The sequence below is a fragment of the Falsihalocynthiibacter arcticus genome, assembly GCF_000812665.2.
In the GTDB taxonomy this organism is placed as follows: Bacteria; Pseudomonadota; Alphaproteobacteria; order Rhodobacterales; family Rhodobacteraceae; genus Falsihalocynthiibacter; species Falsihalocynthiibacter arcticus.
In genome coordinates this window covers 1,064,022-1,080,099 of record NZ_CP014327.1, presented here as the reverse complement: position 1 = coordinate 1,080,099, position 16,078 = coordinate 1,064,022, and the positions used below count along the sequence as shown (strand labels likewise).

The 16,078-nt window shown below is 53.8% G+C and carries 18 protein-coding genes; 9 read left to right on the top strand and 9 right to left on the bottom strand.

All coding sequences use genetic code 11. From position 1 onward, the window contains the following. Nucleotides 1-29: 29 nt before the first annotated feature. The 5 genes from RC74_RS05345 (at nt 30) to RC74_RS05325 (ending at nt 3,455) form a co-directional block, all read left to right on the top strand. The gene (locus RC74_RS05345) at nt 30-1,208 is read left to right on the top strand and encodes a thiolase family protein (protein WP_039003379.1); all 1,179 of its coding nucleotides are present in this window, start codon (nt 30-32) and stop codon (nt 1,206-1,208) included. Then, complete coding sequence (locus RC74_RS05340) at nt 1,205-1,660, top strand: GAF domain-containing protein (RefSeq protein WP_039003380.1); 456 nt, start codon at nt 1,205-1,207, stop codon at nt 1,658-1,660. Before RC74_RS05345 ends, RC74_RS05340 begins: the two co-directional genes overlap by 4 nt. Before the next feature lie 11 nt (nt 1,661-1,671). After that, nucleotides 1,672-2,052 carry a GFA family protein gene (locus RC74_RS05335; protein ID WP_039003381.1) on the top strand — a complete coding sequence of 127 codons (381 nt, stop codon included), beginning with the start codon at nt 1,672-1,674 and terminating at the stop codon, nt 2,050-2,052. A 21-nt stretch (nt 2,053-2,073) separates the two neighbouring features. Beyond that, on the top strand, nt 2,074-2,721 hold the full coding sequence (locus RC74_RS05330) for a pseudouridine synthase (protein WP_039003382.1): 648 nt from the start codon (nt 2,074-2,076) through the stop codon (nt 2,719-2,721). 80 nt (nt 2,722-2,801) lie between these two features. Beyond that, the gene (locus tag RC74_RS05325; RefSeq protein ID WP_039003383.1) at nt 2,802-3,455 is read left to right on the top strand and encodes a peroxiredoxin; all 654 of its coding nucleotides are present in this window, start codon (nt 2,802-2,804) and stop codon (nt 3,453-3,455) included. Between the two features lie 75 nt (nt 3,456-3,530). Here RC74_RS05325 and pnp read toward each other — a convergent pair whose 3' ends face one another. Together pnp and RC74_RS05315 are read right to left on the bottom strand one after the other, a co-directional pair. Further along, nucleotides 3,531-5,663 (bottom strand): polyribonucleotide nucleotidyltransferase, encoded by a 2,133-nt coding sequence (pnp, locus tag RC74_RS05320; protein WP_039003384.1) that lies wholly within the window; start codon nt 5,661-5,663, stop codon nt 3,531-3,533. 277 nt (nt 5,664-5,940) lie between these two features. After that, nucleotides 5,941-6,474 carry a dihydrofolate reductase family protein gene (locus RC74_RS05315; RefSeq protein WP_039003385.1) on the bottom strand — a complete coding sequence of 178 codons (534 nt, stop codon included), beginning with the start codon at nt 6,472-6,474 and terminating at the stop codon, nt 5,941-5,943. A 24-nt stretch (nt 6,475-6,498) separates the two neighbouring features. Between RC74_RS05315 and RC74_RS05310 the strand changes: the two genes are divergently transcribed. Next, nucleotides 6,499-7,659, top strand: coding sequence for an IS30 family transposase (locus RC74_RS05310; RefSeq protein WP_062628146.1), 1,161 nt, complete (start codon nt 6,499-6,501; stop codon nt 7,657-7,659). 157 nt (nt 7,660-7,816) lie between these two features. Here the strand turns inward: RC74_RS05310 and rpsO are convergent, their stop codons facing one another. The 6 genes from rpsO to rbfA form a co-directional block, all read right to left on the bottom strand. Continuing rightward, complete coding sequence (gene rpsO / locus RC74_RS05305; protein WP_039001151.1) at nt 7,817-8,086, bottom strand: 30S ribosomal protein S15; 270 nt, start codon at nt 8,084-8,086, stop codon at nt 7,817-7,819. Between the two features lie 164 nt (nt 8,087-8,250). Beyond that, nucleotides 8,251-9,036 carry a calcium-binding protein gene (locus tag RC74_RS05300; protein WP_052274696.1) on the bottom strand — a complete coding sequence of 262 codons (786 nt, stop codon included), beginning with the start codon at nt 9,034-9,036 and terminating at the stop codon, nt 8,251-8,253. 146 nt (nt 9,037-9,182) lie between these two features. After that, nucleotides 9,183-9,695, bottom strand: a complete 513-nt coding sequence (locus tag RC74_RS05295; RefSeq protein WP_039001152.1) for a DUF1643 domain-containing protein — start codon at nt 9,693-9,695, stop codon at nt 9,183-9,185. After that, nucleotides 9,692-10,603, bottom strand: a complete 912-nt coding sequence (gene truB / locus RC74_RS05290) for a tRNA pseudouridine(55) synthase TruB (RefSeq protein WP_039001153.1) — start codon at nt 10,601-10,603, stop codon at nt 9,692-9,694. Before truB ends, RC74_RS05295 begins: the two co-directional genes overlap by 4 nt. A gap of 72 nt (nt 10,604-10,675) precedes the next feature. Beyond that, nucleotides 10,676-11,407, bottom strand: coding sequence for a phosphodiester glycosidase family protein (locus RC74_RS05285; protein ID WP_082802405.1), 732 nt, complete (start codon nt 11,405-11,407; stop codon nt 10,676-10,678). Then, entirely contained in the window at nt 11,394-11,816 is a 423-nt protein-coding gene (gene rbfA / locus RC74_RS05280; RefSeq protein ID WP_039001155.1) for a 30S ribosome-binding factor RbfA, read from the bottom strand. The genes RC74_RS05285 and rbfA overlap by 14 nt, the downstream gene beginning before the upstream one ends. A 100-nt stretch (nt 11,817-11,916) precedes the next feature. On the opposite strand from rbfA, the gene dapB reads away from it, so the two are divergent. Then, nucleotides 11,917-12,726, top strand: a complete 810-nt coding sequence (gene dapB, locus RC74_RS05275) for a 4-hydroxy-tetrahydrodipicolinate reductase (RefSeq protein ID WP_039001156.1) — start codon at nt 11,917-11,919, stop codon at nt 12,724-12,726. Between the two features lie 3 nt (nt 12,727-12,729). On the opposite strand, the gene RC74_RS05270 is transcribed toward dapB, so the two are convergent. Further along, nucleotides 12,730-12,900, bottom strand: coding sequence for a DUF1674 domain-containing protein (locus RC74_RS05270; RefSeq protein ID WP_082802193.1), 171 nt, complete (start codon nt 12,898-12,900; stop codon nt 12,730-12,732). A gap of 47 nt (nt 12,901-12,947) precedes the next feature. Here RC74_RS05270 and RC74_RS05265 point away from each other — a divergent pair, with 47 nt between their 5' ends. Together RC74_RS05265 and RC74_RS05260 are read left to right on the top strand one after the other, a co-directional pair. After that, a complete protein-coding gene (locus RC74_RS05265) occupies nt 12,948-14,249 on the top strand; it encodes an RsmB/NOP family class I SAM-dependent RNA methyltransferase (protein ID WP_052274697.1) in 1,302 nt (433 codons plus the stop codon). Nucleotides 14,250-14,330: 81 nt separating this feature from the next. Continuing rightward, a complete protein-coding gene (locus RC74_RS05260; protein WP_039001158.1) occupies nt 14,331-16,076 on the top strand; it encodes a heparinase II/III family protein in 1,746 nt (581 codons plus the stop codon). Nucleotides 16,077-16,078 lie beyond the last annotated feature (2 nt).

Here is a 16,078-nt window from a genome sequence, read left to right as displayed (position 1 = left end):
CCAGCGAATGCCAAAAAAGGGAAATTCCCATGAAAGAAGTTGTAATTGTCGGGGCCGCCCGCACGCCTATGGCCGGTTTGCAGGGGGATTTTGCAGAAGTGACCGCCGCCGAACTGGGGGGAGTCGCGATTGCGGCCGCTTTAGAAAGCTCGACACTCTCACCAATTGATGTCGGCGAGCTTCTTATGGGATGCGTTTTGGGCGCGGGGCAGGGCCAAGCACCCGCACGCCAAGCCGGTTTCGTCGCAGGTTTGGGCGAGGCCGTCCCCGCAACGACGCTCAACAAAATGTGCGGATCGGGTATGAAAACCACCATGGTTGGCTTCGACCAAATAGCACTGGGCCAAAGTGATGTCGTGATTGCCGGTGGCATGGAGAGCATGTCTCTCGCGCCCTATCTGCTGCCTAAAATGCGCAGCGGTGCCCGTATTGGTCATGGTCAAGTTATGGATTCTATGTTTCTGGATGGCCTTGAAGACGCCTATGATAAGGGTCGTTTGATGGGGACATTCGCCGAGGATTGCGCAGAGAAATATCAGTTTACCCGCGAAGCCCAAGACGATTTTGCGTTGACGTCCTTGTCTCGTGCCGTTGCTGCGCAGGAAAACGGCGGTTTTACCAATGAAATTGCGCCGGTTACCGTGAAAACGCGACATGGCGAGACAATCGTTTCAAAAGACGAGCAACCCGCAAAAGCACGTCCAGAAAAAATTCCTACCTTGCGGCCAGCGTTTCGCAAAGATGGAACGGTGACTGCGGCGAATGCCTCCTCGATTTCCGACGGTGCAGCAGCGCTGGTCCTCACGAACTCCGAAACAGCCGCTGCGAAAAACCTGCCCGTGCGTGCGCGGATTATGGGGCACGCGAGCCACGCCCAAGCGCCCGGTTGGTTTACGACGGCCCCCGTACCCGCTGCGCAAAAACTTCTGGCCCGCTTGGGGTGGAGCGTTGACGATGTGGATCTTTGGGAGGTGAACGAAGCTTTTGCCGTTGTCCCGATGGCCTTCATGACCGAAATGGGAATCCCGCACGACAAACTCAATGTGAACGGTGGCGCCTGTGCGCTGGGCCATCCGATTGGCTCTTCTGGGGCGCGGATCATCGTGACCTTGCTCAATGCTTTAGAGGCGCGCGGCCTCAAGCGGGGTGTTGCTGCGATTTGCATCGGGGGTGGCGAGGGCACAGCCATCGCGATCGAACGACCATGATGGCGGATTATGCAACCCTAACGAAAACAATCGCGAGCCTAACTGAGGGCGAGACGGATGAAGTTGCACTAATGGCGACGGTGGCTTGTGAATTTCACCATGCGGATGCGCGGTTTGACTGGACGGGGTTTTACCGGAATGTGGGCAATGATTTACTCAAGATTGGCCCGTACCAAGGGGGGCACGGGTGCCTGCAAATCCCGTTTTCGCGTGGCGTTTGCGGTGCTGCGGCCCGTACGGGCGAAGCGCAACTTGTGCCGGATGTGAATGCGTTTGAAGGGCATATCGCCTGCGCCAGTAGCACCCAGTCTGAATTGGTACTTCCTGTATTTGGCAAGGGCGGTCGATTGATAGGTGTTTTCGATATTGATAGTAATTTGCGCGATGCATTTTTACAGGCGGATTCAGTGTCTATTGCAGCGATTTTGGCAGATGTTTTCAGGGATATTTGAGGAGAGATTCCATGCGGGGAAGTTGTTTATGCGGCGGTGTTTCGTTTGAACTCGAGGGTGAAATGCGCGATCCAATCGCGTGTCATTGTAGCCAATGCCGCAAAACATCGGGGCATTACCGGGCGGCCACGGCGGTACCATTCGACAAGCTCAAAGTTCACTCCGACTCCAGCCTTGCTTGGTATCGATCCTCCGATTATGCGCAACGCGGTTTTTGCAATAAATGCGGTAGTTCCTTGTTTTGGAAAATGGAGGGGGAAGATACAATTTCCATTGGCGCGGGCGCATTAGAAGCTCCTACCGACTTCAAAATCAAAACCCATATTTTTACCGAGGACAAGGGCGACTATTACGAAATCGAAGAAGGTCCTGAACAACTGGCCAAGTACTAGATTTCCCGCTATCACCCCCTCATGAGTGATGCATATAATCCGCCCCAAGACCCACTAGATGTCCTTCATCTTGACCACCAACTGATTGTGGTGAACAAACCCGCAGGCTTGCTGTCTGTACCAGGCAAGGGCGAGCATTTGGCCGACTGTCTTATTGCGAGGGTACAGGCGGCCTTTGCGGATGCCCTTTTGATCCATCGCCTAGACCGTGATACTTCGGGGGTTATGGTCTTTGCACTGACGCGTCACGCGCAACGCCATATAGGCCTGCAGTTCGAAAAGCGGCAAACCAAGAAAACCTACGTGGCCCGCGTCTTTGGGCTTATGAAGGAAAAAACCGGAACCGTGGATTTACCGCTAATTGTGGATTGGCCAAATCGTCCCCTTCAGCACGTGAATTATGAAACGGGCAAGCAGGCCATCACGGACTGGAAAGTCGTGAAATACGAAGAAATCGCAACGCGCGTTCGCTTGTTTCCGAAAACGGGCCGCAGCCACCAACTCCGGGTGCATATGTTGGCAATCGGCCATCCAATTTTGGGTGATCCGTTTTATGCAACAGTGGAAGCCCGCGATGCGCCCCGCATGATGTTGCACGCAGAAGAGTTGCGTTTGCGCCACCCCGAAGGCGGACAAGGCCAACGATTTCGGGCTGTTTGTCCATTTTAAGAAACGACTGGGCGCCCCCATAGAACTCTTGGGTTTGCGCCCTTATATATTAACTAACAACAATTTAACAGGAGACCCACATGGCACTTCGCATTAACGATATTGTTCCAGATTTTACGGCTCAAACCAGCGACGGCGAGATTACATTCCACGATTGGATTGGCGATTCTTACGCTATCTTGTTTAGCCACCCGAAAGATTTCACCCCCGTTTGCACGACCGAATTCGGCGCAGTTGCGCAATTGGCCGACGAATGGGCCGCGCGCAATACCAAGGTGATTGGTGTTTCCGTGGATGGTGTCGAAGACCACAAGAAGTGGAAGAACGACATTTCCAAATACGCTGGCGTATCAGCAGGATTCCCAATTATTGCTGACGAAGGTTTGGCCGTTTCCAAAGCTTTCGACATGTTGCCCGCTGAAGCTTATTTACCCGATGGCCGCACCCCTGCGGATAGCCAGACAGTGCGCTCTGTCTTCATCATTTCTCCCGACAAGAAGCTTCTGTTGTCCATGACTTACCCAATGAACGTTGGCCGCAACTTTGCGGAAGTCCTGCGCGCACTTGATGCGTTGCAAACGGCGGCGGGCCACGGCGTAGCATTGCCAGCCAACTGGACACCGGGCGGCGATGTTGTCATTCCGGTTGCCGTAAGTGATGCGGATGCCAAAGCTAAATTTGGTGAATTCACAACACACTTCCCCTATCTTCGTACCGCGCAACTGCCAAAATAAGAACGCGCTTTATCGAGAAACAAAAAAGGCCCCAGATTGCTCTGGGGCCTTTTCTATTTTGCGAAAGAGGGAAGTTTAACCTTCGCTTTTCTCTTCTACGATCTCTGCGCCAGTTTCCTGATCGACAACTTTCATCGACAGGCGAACTTTGCCGCGTTCGTCAAAGCCCAAAAGCTTAACTTTCACGTCTTGGCCTTCTTTGAGAACGTCAGATGGGTGATTCAAGCGACGGTTCTCGATTTGAGAAACGTGTACCAGACCATCGCGCTTGCCAAAGAAGTTCACAAAAGCGCCAAAGTCGACGATTTTCACAACTTTACCGTTATAAACAGAGCCAGTTTCAGGCTCTGCAACGATTGAGTAGATCATGTCGTAGGCTTTTTTGATGGCTTCCGCGTTTGCGGATGCGATCTTGATGACGCCATCGTCGTTGATGTCGACTTTTGCGCCAGACATTTCAACGATTTCACGGATCACTTTACCACCAGAACCAATCACTTCGCGGATTTTGTCTGTTGGAACCTGCATAGTCTCGATGCGCGGTGCGTGTGCCGAGAATTCGCTGGCTTCTGTCAAAGCTTTGGACATTTCACCAAGGATATGGATGCGGCCGTCTTTGGCTTGAGCCAAGGCTTTTTCCATGATTTCTGGTGTGATGCCTGCGATTTTGATGTCCATCTGCAGGGAGGTAATCCCAGCTTCAGTACCCGCAACTTTGAAGTCCATGTCGCCAAGGTGATCTTCGTCGCCGAGGATGTCGGTAAGGATCGCGTAGGAGCCATCTTCTTCAAGGATCAGGCCCATTGCAACACCAGCAACCGCTGCTTTCAATGGAACGCCCGCGTCCATCATCGACAAGGAGCCGCCACAAACGGAAGCCATCGAAGAGGAACCGTTGGACTCAGTGATCTCGGATACAACGCGCAGGGTATATGGGAAATCAGTTGGAGCCGGTAGAACTGCCTGAAGCGCACGCCAAGCCAATTTTCCGTGACCAATTTCGCGACGGCCAGTGAAGCCAAAGCGACCAACTTCGCCTACGGAGTAGGGAGGGAAGTTGTAGTGCAGGATAAAGTTGGAACGGTATGTGCCAGTCAGCGCGTCGATCATTTGCTCGTCGTCGCCGGTGCCCAATGTCGTTACAACGAGGCCCTGAGTTTCGCCACGTGTGAACAGCGCGGAGCCGTGTGTACGTGGAAGGAAGCCAGTTTCGGAAACGATTGGACGTACGGTTGTTGTGTCGCGGCCATCGATACGACGGCCCGTTTTAACAACGTCACCACGAAGGATCTTGCTTTCAACTTTCTTGAGAGCGGAACCGAGGTTCTCGTCTGCAAGTTGTTCCTCAGTGAGGGCAGCTTTGATCACATCACGTGCAGCAGCAACCGCGGTTGTACGCTCTTGCTTGTCGGTGATTGCATAGGCAGCACGCATTTGCGTTTCGCCAGCCGCCATCGCAGCATTGAACAGATCGGAGTAGTCTGGTGCTTGGAAGTCGAACGGTGGTTTCGCACAGTCTTCGGCCAATTCAATGATCAAGTCGATCACAGGTTGGAAAGCGTCGTGGGCGAATTTAACCGCGCCGAGCATTTCAGCTTCTGAAAGCTCATATGCTTCGGATTCAACCATCATCACGGCGTCTTTTGTACCGGCTACAACAAGGTCGAGGCGCTGCTCGGGGTTGTTGCGAAGCTGGTGCATGTCGTCACAGGATGGGTTCAGCGTGTATTCGCCGTCCACAAAGCCAACGCGAGCAGCAGCAATCGGGCCCATGAAAGGAGCGCCAGAGATTGTCAAAGCAGCGGAAGCCGCGATCATTGCAACAACATCAGGGTCGTTAACAAGGTCGTGCGACAGAACTGTACAGATCAACAGAACTTCGTTTTTGAAGCCTGGAACAAACAAAGGGCGGATCGGACGGTCAATAAGACGGCTTGTTAGTGTCTCTTTTTCCGTAGGACGCGCTTCGCGTTTGAAAAAGCCACCTGGAACTTTACCAGCGGCATAATATTTTTCACCGTAGTGAACAGTCAAAGGGAAGAAGTCTTGACCCGGCTTTTGCGTTTTAGCAAAAGTAACGTTGGCCATAACCGAGGTCTCGCCCAAAGTGGCGATAACCGAACCATCGGCTTGGCGGGCAACTTTACCCGTTTCGAGTGTGAGCGTTTCATCGCCCCACTCCATGGATTTCTTAGTTTCAGTAAACATTCATCGTTTCCTAATAGGGAGCATGCTGGGCGTTCCCAGTCTCCCGTTTCAATGGCGGCCGCATTGCCGCCGACTCCCTTATCATTTCTTTCACGGCGCCGGAGTCAGGGAGCCACGTCTCAGATGCACGGCGCATACAGGAAAATAGGGCGTTTGGGAACAGGAATTCTGTTTTTGAGACAACTGAGAGGACAGAACCTAGCCGTGAGGTGGGAAGGCGGCGGATTTTGGCCAGTCGTGAAGGCTTTTGTTATGAACGGAACGGTCTGATGGAGTCCTAAAGTACCTCGTATCTCGACGTTATCAAACCAGATGGAAATGACATTGAATCTAAAAGTCGGAGGTCAATATCGGCATCCAATGCTCCGAACATCCGTTTGCCCTCCCCAATTAGGATAGGAACAATCGTCACTGTCATAACAGCAATCAATCCCTCTCGCATGAAGCTTTGGATAATTTTACCCCCGTCGATATAGGCACGCTTCCAGCCTTGTTCTGATAGGGATACCATAAGTTGGCGAGGGGCAAGCGCACTGACGGTAACCGTTTTACGAAGTTCTTCGGGAATATCGTCTGGCTTCATTGTCTTGCTCAGTACGACAACCGGCTTTTCGTAGGGCCAAACACCAAGGGACTGAATAGTCCGAAAGGAACCACTCCCCATCACCAGCCCATCGACTGTTTCCATGAACTCAGCATTGCCATGTTCTTCACCATCGGTTTTCTGCTTCATCAACCAATCAAGACCAAAGTTTTCGCGCGCCACAAATCCATCGAGACTCATCGCCATAAACATATGACCTGTTGTCATTTTCAATTCTCCTGAGTGTTTATCATGAAGTATCGCACACGGACGTTTTATATGGACAAACAGAAGTCCGAGATGTGGGCTCGGTGGCAACGCGGAGATTCAATGAGCTCTATTGGCCGTCACTTCAATCGTGCGTCTTCGTCGATTTTCCCTCATTTTGCGCGAACCGGTGGGATCCGCCCCGCTGATCGCACGCGGTCGCGGCATGCTTTGAGCCTCAATGAACGGGAAGAGATTTCCCGTGGGCTTGTCACAAAACGGTCATTTCGTTCAATCGCACAAAACCTGAATCGGTCCCCTTCAACGATCAGCCGAGAGGTTCGCAGGAACGGCGGGCGCCAAGCCTATCGCGCAGCACGCTCGGACCAACGCGCCTGGGACTGCGCAACGCGACCCAAGTTGTGTAAGCTCTCGTTCAACGATCCTTTGTGCCAGCTGATAGCGCGAAAGCTGTGTCGGAAATGGTCACCACAGCAAATCACTGGGTGGCTCAAACACAGATATCCTGATGAAGAGCAAAATCGCGTGTCACACGAAACGATATATCGCAGCCTCTATGTCCAAACCCGAGGGGTTTTGAAGAAGGAATTGCAGGAATGCCTGCGCAGCCCACGTGCGACCCGACGCTCAAGGCACGCCACTCAAAAGAGCCTTGAATTGCGCAAAATCAAGAATGCTGTTTCGATAAGCGAACGCCCTCCTGAGGTCGAAGATCGTGCCGTTCCGGGCCATTGGGAGGGCGATTTGATCGCAGGATCCAACAACAGCTACATCGCCACCTTGGTTGAGCGTCATTCCCGTTTCGTGATGCTGGCCAAAGTCGCGAACAAAGACACCCAGAGCGTGACAACAGCCCTGATCAAACAAGCACGAAAACTAACCAAGGAGCTCTATAAATCCCTGACTTGGGATCGCGGGTCAGAAATGGCGGGGCATCGAAAATTTACCATAGCCACGAATATCGATGTCTATTTTTGCGATCCTCAGTCTCCGTGGCAACGCGGGAGCAATGAAAATACCAACCGCATTCTGCGTCAGTACTTCCCCAAAGGCACTGATATATCCGGATTTAGCCAAGCCAAACTCAGCGCTGTCGCACGCCAGCTTAACGAGCGACCGAGAAAGACCTTGCAATATCAAACGCCAGCAGAGAAATTTGAGGCATGTGTTGCGTCGACCCGTTGAAACCGCACCGCAGAGCGGTCATTGGAAGAATGTGCTGCAAAATTCTCTATCTATGCGCGCGTATTTCTGATTGGGGCGCCAAGCAATCAACCCTCCAAAACGAAGAACGCCCGCGACACAATGCGCGGGCGTTCTTTGAATTCGGTTTAGGACGCTATTAGCGACGTAGGCCGAGGCGTTTGATCAAGTCTTGGTAACGCTCTTCGGATTTGCCACGAAGATAGTCCAAAAGTTTGCGACGCAAAGCAACCATTTTCAAAAGTCCACGACGACCGTGGTTGTCTTTCTTGTGGGTTTTGAAGTGCTCTGTGAGAGTCGCGATGCGCGAGGTAAGGATAGCAACCTGAACTTCGGGCGAACCTGTGTCGCCTTCTTTGGTTGCGAATTCAGTCATGACGCGTGCTTTGTCTTCTGCAGTAATCGACATCGGGGTCTCCTTGATTAAAGGGTGAATGGCACAAGCCGGGATGTCGTCCAGCAAAGCCCGTGGAGGTTATCCGCCGCAAAACCCAAAGGATTCGGCAACCGGATTTCGCGCGTATAAGTGGATTCTTGTATGAAAGAAAGGGAAAACGTTTTGCATGAAAGCGGCTATGTGCCGATCAAGCTGATTTGTGAAATATCAAAGGAGGTATTTCCTAGTAATCGGGCGATCACAACCCCGTCCAAAAGGACCAGGCTGTTTCCATCTTCGGTTTCAACGCTCACCTCTGGAATTTCGTCGTCCGCAGAATAGTGGACCACAAGCGTGTCCTCGTCTGGGTTGAAATCTGTGATTGTTGCGGCGGTACCTTCGTGAAACCATTCGCCAAGGGCAAAGGTATCATTTCCCTCGCCACCCGTACCAATGTCGTCGTACCCAAGAACAAGTAAGTCATCACCAGCGTTACCGTTCAAATAGTCGCGCACGTCCGTATCTTCTCCGGTTTCTTCATTTAGAACTACACCGCTAATTTGGTCGTCGCCTTCGTTTCCGAAAAGTGCATCGTTGCCTAAGCCGCCAATTAAGACATCATCTCCATTTCTACCTTCCACCAAGTCGTCGCCATTGCCACCAGTTAGAATATTGTCTCCCTCATCTCCTAAGAGGCTGCTGTTTCCTTGGCCGTCAGAGTTCTGGTCGGTTCCCTCATATCCAGCAAGCGTTCCGTTTTCGTTGTCGTCGAACTGGAAATCGTCCCGGTCATCAGTATTGTTGCCACTGCCCTCCGCGTCGTCCTCAAGGATATTACTTGAGGCCCCTCCAATTGAGGTTGATGATTCTGGGATATCGTCGGTCGAATCGTCTTCGTCCGTCACGTCGATATTATTCGACATTACTCCCTCTGCTACGAAACCAATGAATAGCGCACCAAATAGGCCGATAAGACCAAACATAATTTAACCCTCTAACACCGGCTCAAATTGAACCAAACCCCCAGATGAGGCTAGACGATGGTATACTAAATTTATGTTAAGAGCCTTTGGAGTGATCACAACGGCTAGCATGGTTAACTTATGGTACGTGTCTGAAATTTTGCGCGCTATTGCGGCCTATTCCAAACAGTTGGCTGCACGGAGTAGGCTATATAGAGGGGATGCTTGGGATGTCCGGCTTTGGACAAAGCTAAATGAAATAGGGTCTGATTCTCGAGCATTTCCGCAACGGCAGGTCCTCGATTGAGGTGAGCACCATGCGTGCCCCACGCACAGACAATCGTGTCGGCCCACGCGCATCCGTCAAGAATTGTGCGGTCGTTCTCGGGGCCAACAGGATCGGTTGCCGCCCGCATTTTGCGCGGATCCGTATCGCGCCACGCAAAAATGTTGGCCACGCGAAACCCGCCATACCCCAGCGCCCGTGCGCGTCGTTCGCAGCGTTCAACCGTTGGATCGTTTTGCACTTCGGTGGCGGTTGAAGGATTGAGCATGATAAAGAAAACACGCGGGGCGGCCTCGTCCCATACGCGCGTTAGGGAATAGCGATAGGCCTCGCAATCGGAATACACAGCCACGGACGACGCATCGCCTTTTTGATGTGTCCGTGTGAGTGTCATTGTGGCAGGTTAAAGACGCGACTTGGGTGCAGTTCACCCGCTTTGTAGCGCCCAACGGCAACAGCTTTGCCCTCAAAAGACGCCCAGCATTCGTCGCCATATTCCACAGTCGCAGCCAGAACCATTCCGGGATTGCCATTGCGCAAACGCGCCGCCCCTTCGGGGGTGCATTTCACCTCCGGCAGATCGGTCAAACCCGTCTCTAATGGTAGGATATAAGTGTCTAACTTACCAGATTTAGCCAGTTCATCGATTGTGGCGACGGAAATGCCATCTTCTGCGTCAAACGGACCCGACCAGATGCGACGTAAGTCGCGGACGTGGCCATAGCATCCGAGGGCCTCGCCCAAATCCCGTGCAATGGCGCGGACGTATCCGCCTTTGCCACAGGTCATTTCAAGCGTCACATGGTCGGCATCGGGGCGGTCAACGAGAACAAGTTCCTCTACCCACAAGGGACGCGCTGCGATCTCGAATTCTGCATCATCACGCGCCAATTTATAGGCCCGCTCGCCGTCAATTTTCACAGCGGAAAACTTTGGTGGAACCTGCATGGTTTCGCCAACAAAGGGCAACAGCGCCTCTTTGATTGCGGCGTCGTCAGGCCGGGTATCGCTTTCTTTGATGATCTCGCCTTCGGCATCATCGGTGTTTGTGGCTTGTCCCAACCGAACCGTAAACGCATAGGCCTTGAGGGCATCCGTGATGTAGGGGACGGTCTTGGTGGCTTCGCCGAGCGCGATCGCCAAAACGCCAGTGGCTTCGGGATCAAGCGTCCCTGCGTGGCCTGCCTTTTGGGCATCCATCGCCCAGCGCAATTTGTTCACGACGGCACTCGAACTAATGCCTGCGGGTTTATCCACAACAACCCAACCCGAAATATCACGACCCTTGCGCTTGCGCCCCATGAGACTGTCCTATCTTTGTTTCAAGTCGCGCGACCTACCGTTGTCTGGAGGCAGCGTCAATGTGTGATTGGGTTAACGGTCAACGACCAGCCCGACCATTGGTCCCATCGGGAACCCTAAATCGTTGCGGGAATTGGCGGGACTATAGAGGCGCGATATTTTTCCGTCGAAGAATAATGCGTTTGGCAATCCGAGATCGTCGCGGAAAAAGCGGGCGAAATCGTGGAAATTGACGCGCTGATCCGAAATCACGAACACGGCGCGCTTGCCGTCCGCACTGGTGCCGACACCGTTGCGGTAATGTTTGGAAGAACCGTTGGGGATTAGGCGCGGATGCAATTCATTGTCGATAACCAGCATCGGTCCCGACTGGGTCGCGAATTGGCAGGAAGGTCGCTTGGCCTCATAGTCTTCGCTCGTGTAAACCTGCAACTCGGACTTACTGATGCAAAACACGCCGTTAGGGGAGAGGCCAAAATTGCCGTATCCGCCACCATGTTCAAGGGATGTAAGTTGTTGCTCGTTTTCAATATAAAGCCCGACGGGATTGCGATCCTGATGAAACATGCCCGCATTCATGGCAAAAGCGAGCTTTTTCCCCTCGGGTAGCTGGCCGTTGGCGGCACCGAACGTTCCAAGAATATCGCCTTGGTCATTTTTAAGGAATAATCGTAGGTCCTGCCCGAGAGCGACTTCACACGCCGTATACTTGATGTCTTCAAAGTTCGTTTTCTCACATGCGGCAAATGCCGGTGTGACAAGGCCAGCGAGCCATAGGATTATGGCTGCTCTAAGCGTCTTCATCGCCTGCATCATCGGGAACGGCCAGATCGCGCTGCACGTTGTCTTGATCCAAGAGGCGACGTGTTTCGTCCATCCGATCAAACGTGGTGTCGATTTCATAGCGAATTTCGGGCGAGTGTTTGAGCGCCATCTTTTTGGTCACAACCATCCGCAATTCGTGGCGGTTTTGGCGAAGGGACGAAAGCGCCTCTTCTTGGCCTTGCCCACCGAGGGGCAGCACATAGGCCGTTGCGAGACGCAAATCAGGCGTGACGCGAACCTCGCTCACGGTAATGGACATGCGATTGAGGTCTGGATCGTGGATATCACCACGCATCAAGACTTCAGAAAGGGTACGACGGATCAGCTCGCCTACGCGGAGCTGACGTTGTGAGGGGGCCCGACCGGCGCGATTTTGGTTCTTTGCCATGGAGAGCACTTAAGCATGATTGACCCCAAGGGCAACAGGGCTTTGCTTTGGACGGCGCATGGCGTTAAACGGGGGAAAGATCAGATAATGAGGGTGCATCATGAGCCAGAAAACGAAAATCGCCATTACCGGAGCCTCTGGGCGCATGGGGCAGATGTTGATTAAGTCCGTATTAGAGACTGATTCCGCCGAACTTTCGGGTGTTATTGAACGGGCGGGCCATGATTGGGTCGGGCAGGATGTTGGCACCGCGATGGGCGGAAAGGCGCTTGGTGTGCTTGTGTCGGAAGATACCGCGCAAGTTATTGCCGCCGCCGACGTTGTGATTGATTTCACCGCACCTTGCGCAACGCTTGGCTTTGCTAAGGCTGCGGCGGACAGTGGCACCGCTCATGTTATTGGCACAACTGGTCTGTCGGATCGGGATATTGCTGACCTCAATGCATTGGCCGAACGCACGGCGATTGTACGTGCGGGCAACATGAGTCTTGGGGTCAATCTTTTAGTGCAACTGACCAAGAAAGTCGCGGCGGCGCTGGGCGAAGATTTTGATATTGAGGTTGTTGAGGCGCATCATCATCACAAAGTCGATGCCCCATCCGGAACGGCTCTAATGCTGGGCGAAGCGGCGGCCGAAGGGCGTGGCGTTAACCTTGCGGATGTGTCTGATCGGGGTCGCGATGGCATCACGGGCGCGCGCAAGCGGGGCGATATTGGTTTTGCGGTTGTGCGCGGTGGCGACATTGTTGGCGAGCATGATGTGATGTTTGCAGCCCCCGGCGAGCGCGTCGTGCTGCGCCATATCGCGACCGATCGCAAAGTCTTTAGTCGTGGCGCAATCACAGCCGCGCTTTGGGCGGCGAAACAGAAGCCTGGTGCCTATGACATGATGGATGTGCTAGGCCTCTAAATCCTAGAAGTCGACTGCAATCCCATTGCGTTCCCAATCCCCGAATCGCACAGGTTCGGGGCCATCACGACCACCCAGCTCCTTGGCGAGGTCGAGTTTCTGCTTTTTGCGGCGCTCTTCGGCCTCAACTAAGGCCCGTTTTGCGGCTTCGGGCAGATCTGCTTGCTCACTCATGTCAGTAGTCCTTGTTTTGGGCTTGGGCATGATATAACTCAGCCCGCATGTCACAGCAAACCCCCAATTCCGCTTCCCTGCAGGGCCTACCTGCCCGTCGCGCCGCCGTCCAACTCTTAAACGCCGTTACGGTGGAGCAACGACTCATGTCTGAGTTGATGGGGCCGAAGGGTCCCTTGGCCAAGCTTGAGGCGGCTGATCGCGCCCGCGCCCAGCGCCTTGCGACCAATACATTGCGCCATATGGATCGCGCAGACCGCCTTTTGGGGCCGTTCCTGCGCAGCCGTCCAGCCTCTGAAGTGCACAACATTCTGCGCCTCGCTGTGGTCGAGATCTTTGTCGAAGGTGCGCCCTCCCACGGGGTCGGGAACGCCTTGGTGACGATTGCGCGTGAAGAACGCGAAACAACGCATGGCGCAGGCATGGTCAACGCGATTGTGCGGCGCTTGGGTGACATGCCGATGTCCGATTGGGAAAAGCTTCCCGTCCCGCGTTTGCCTAAATGGCTTCGTAAACCCTTGATTGGGGACTACGGCAAGGCCACCGTTGAGGCGATGGAGCTTGCGCATTCCAAGGGCGCGCCGCTTGATTTGTCCTTCAAGGAAGGCGCAATTTTGCCCGAAGGCACCATGTTAGAGACTGGTAGCTTGCGCATTACGGACGCTGGACAGGTGACCTCACTTGCTGGTTTTACCGAAGGTGGTTGGTGGGTCCAGGATGCGTCGGCGGCTTTGCCCGTGGCCATTCTTGCCCCTAAAGCTGGCGAACGCGTGCTGGATCTTTGTGCGGCTCCCGGTGGGAAGACGATGCAACTCGCGGCGGCTGGAGCTGAAGTGACAGCATTGGATATTTCCGAAGCACGGATGGCGCGTGTATCTGAAAACCTGACCCGTACTGGATTGAACGCCGAGATTGTCGTTGCGGATGCGATGGAATTCAAATCTGAGCTGTATGACGCGATCCTTTTGGATGCGCCCTGTACGGCGACGGGGACTATTCGTCGTCACCCCGATCTTCCCTACGCAAAAGACGGTGGTGAATTCCCCGAACTCTTTAAGCTTCAGGAGAATATGATCGATCACGCGCTGAGTCTGCTTAAGCCAGATGGGCGGTTGATTTATTGTACCTGTAGCATCCTGCTTGATGAGGGTGAAATTCAAATTGAAGACGCTTTAAAGCGGCATCCAAATTTGTCGATTGATCGTGCGGCATTAGAAGTGCAAGGTGTTGATCCCGCTTGGATTTCCAAAGAAGGCGGCCTTCGTATCCGTCCAGACTACTGGGCCGACCGTGGGGGTATGGATGGCTTTTATATAGCGGTTCTACGCCAGAACGGTGAATCTACCTAAAATCATCGGTGACACCTAAGCCTGCGCGCCGTATGCTGTGACAACAATAATAGAAACGTCATTACAGGCGAGGCAGGCAGGGTGGCAAACACCGAAGGGATTTCGGCGCGGAGAACGCGCATCGCGAACCGGATTCAGGCGCGCGTAAGTGTGTTGTCACGTCCGGCGACAGGCTTTGTGTCGCAACCTGAGCCTCGCACGATCGGCTCTTTTGCGCGGGGACGCCAGCTTATAGCGGGCAATTTCCTCTTCGCGGGTTTCCTTGTTGAAGCACCTAAAACGCCGATTTGGGATTTGCCCATGCCCGACAAAAGCTTTGAGCAAGATTTGCACGGCTTTACGTGGCTCGATGATCTCGCGGCGGTTGGCGATCTTGAGGCGCGTAAAAGGGCACAAGAATGGACCACCGATTGGATAAATCGATACGGTCGCGGCAAAGGCTCGGGATGGACGCCCGATATGACGGGGCGTCGCGTAATTCGTTGGATTAATCACGCCCTGTTTTACCTCAATGGGCAAAATAGTGCCGCATCCGAAGCGTATTTCAGTGCCCTCGCGCAGCAAACAGCCTTTCTCTCACGTCGCTGGCAAGCCGCAGAGGCCGGGTTGCCACGGTTTGAGGCTCTTACGGGTTTGATTTATGCGGGTTTGGCCCTGACGGGAATGGAACGGCACGTGAAGCCAGCCATGGATGCGTTGGCCAAGGAATGCGTGGATCAAATCGACCTGCAGGGTGGTATCCCAACCCGCAATCCCGAAGAACTTCTGGAGGTGTTTACGCTTCTGACTTGGGCGGCATCTGCGCTCTCGGATGCGGGGCGAATGGCGGCACGCGAGCACCTCAAAGCTATTGAACGTATTGCTCCGACCCTGCGTGCATTGCGGCACTCGGATGGGGGTTTGGCACGGTTCCATGGCGGCGGTCGCGGTCTTGAAGGGCGGCTCGACAATGCGCTTGCGGCGTCTGGGGTTCGGGCGAAATCCCTCACAACTCTGTCGATGGGATTTGCGCGATTACACGCGGGCCGCACCAGTGTGATCGTTGATACAAGTGAGCCGCCGATGGGCAAGGCGTCTTCGGACGGGCATGCCTCGACACTTGCGTTTGAGCTCACTTCGGGGCGGCGTCCACTGATTGTTAATTGCGGTAGCGGAGTTAGTTTTGGCGAAAGTTGGCGGCGCGCTGGGCGGGCCACACCTTCGCACTCAACCTTGAGTTTGGACGGGTTTTCCTCGGCGCGCCTTGGCAAACAAACGCTGGTCGCAGGGCGTAATCAACAGAGCTTAGTGGATGGGCCAAAGGACGTGAAATGCCAGCAATCAACGGGGCAATCGGGCATGAAGCTTGGAGCGAGTCACGACGGGTATTTGGCCACGCATGGTATCCTGCATCAGCGCCGTTTGGACCTTGGGTTTGATGGTCGCGGCCTCGCGGGGCAAGAATCCCTGCTGGCTGAATCGCATGTCAATAAACGCTTGTTTGACGCGCGGATGGATGAGGTGAAATTGCAGGGGATACGGTTTTCCTGCCGATTCCATTTGCATCCAGACGTCGAGGCCGCGCTTGATATGGGCGGAACAGCGGTGTCGCTTGCGCTCAAGAGTGGTGAGATTTGGGTGTTCCGGCACAACAGTTCTGCCCAATTATCGCTCGAACCAAGCGTTTACCTCGAAAAAACGCGATTAAAACCACGTGCGGCAAAACAAATCGTTCTATCTGGGCGCGCAATGGACTATGCGACGCGTGTCACATGGTATCTCGCCAAGGCACAGGACACGCCAAATAGTCTGCGTGACCTTGCTACGGATGAGATACTCAAGCTGTAATT

Bases quoted from the DNA above. Each gene is read 5' to 3' on its own strand.
- RC74_RS05300 (WP_052274696.1), bottom strand. From the start codon at position 9,036: ATGTTTGGTCTTATCGGCCTATTTGGTGCGCTATTCATTGGTTTCGTA.
- RC74_RS05285 (WP_082802405.1), bottom strand. From the start codon at position 11,407: ATGAAGACGCTTAGAGCAGCCATAATCCTATGGCTCGCTGGCCTTGTC.
- RC74_RS05330 (WP_039003382.1), top strand. From the start codon at position 2,074: ATGAGTGATGCATATAATCCGCCCCAAGACCCACTAGATGTCCTTCAT.
- pnp (WP_039003384.1), bottom strand. From the start codon at position 5,663: ATGTTTACTGAAACTAAGAAATCCATGGAGTGGGGCGATGAAACGCTC.
- RC74_RS05345 (WP_039003379.1), top strand. From the start codon at position 30: ATGAAAGAAGTTGTAATTGTCGGGGCCGCCCGCACGCCTATGGCCGGT.
- RC74_RS05325 (WP_039003383.1), top strand. From the start codon at position 2,802: ATGGCACTTCGCATTAACGATATTGTTCCAGATTTTACGGCTCAAACC.
- RC74_RS05265 (WP_052274697.1), top strand. From the start codon at position 12,948: ATGTCACAGCAAACCCCCAATTCCGCTTCCCTGCAGGGCCTACCTGCC.
- RC74_RS05295 (WP_039001152.1), bottom strand. From the start codon at position 9,695: ATGACACTCACACGGACACATCAAAAAGGCGATGCGTCGTCCGTGGCT.
- RC74_RS05340 (WP_039003380.1), top strand. From the start codon at position 1,205: ATGATGGCGGATTATGCAACCCTAACGAAAACAATCGCGAGCCTAACT.
- rbfA (WP_039001155.1), bottom strand. From the start codon at position 11,816: ATGGCAAAGAACCAAAATCGCGCCGGTCGGGCCCCCTCACAACGTCAG.
- RC74_RS05270 (WP_082802193.1), bottom strand. From the start codon at position 12,900: ATGAGTGAGCAAGCAGATCTGCCCGAAGCCGCAAAACGGGCCTTAGTT.
- truB (WP_039001153.1), bottom strand. From the start codon at position 10,603: ATGGGGCGCAAGCGCAAGGGTCGTGATATTTCGGGTTGGGTTGTTGTG.
- rpsO (WP_039001151.1), bottom strand. From the start codon at position 8,086: ATGTCGATTACTGCAGAAGACAAAGCACGCGTCATGACTGAATTCGCA.
- RC74_RS05335 (WP_039003381.1), top strand. From the start codon at position 1,672: ATGCGGGGAAGTTGTTTATGCGGCGGTGTTTCGTTTGAACTCGAGGGT.
- RC74_RS05315 (WP_039003385.1), bottom strand. From the start codon at position 6,474: ATGACAACAGGTCATATGTTTATGGCGATGAGTCTCGATGGATTTGTG.
- dapB (WP_039001156.1), top strand. From the start codon at position 11,917: ATGAGCCAGAAAACGAAAATCGCCATTACCGGAGCCTCTGGGCGCATG.
- RC74_RS05310 (WP_062628146.1), top strand. From the start codon at position 6,499: ATGAAGTATCGCACACGGACGTTTTATATGGACAAACAGAAGTCCGAG.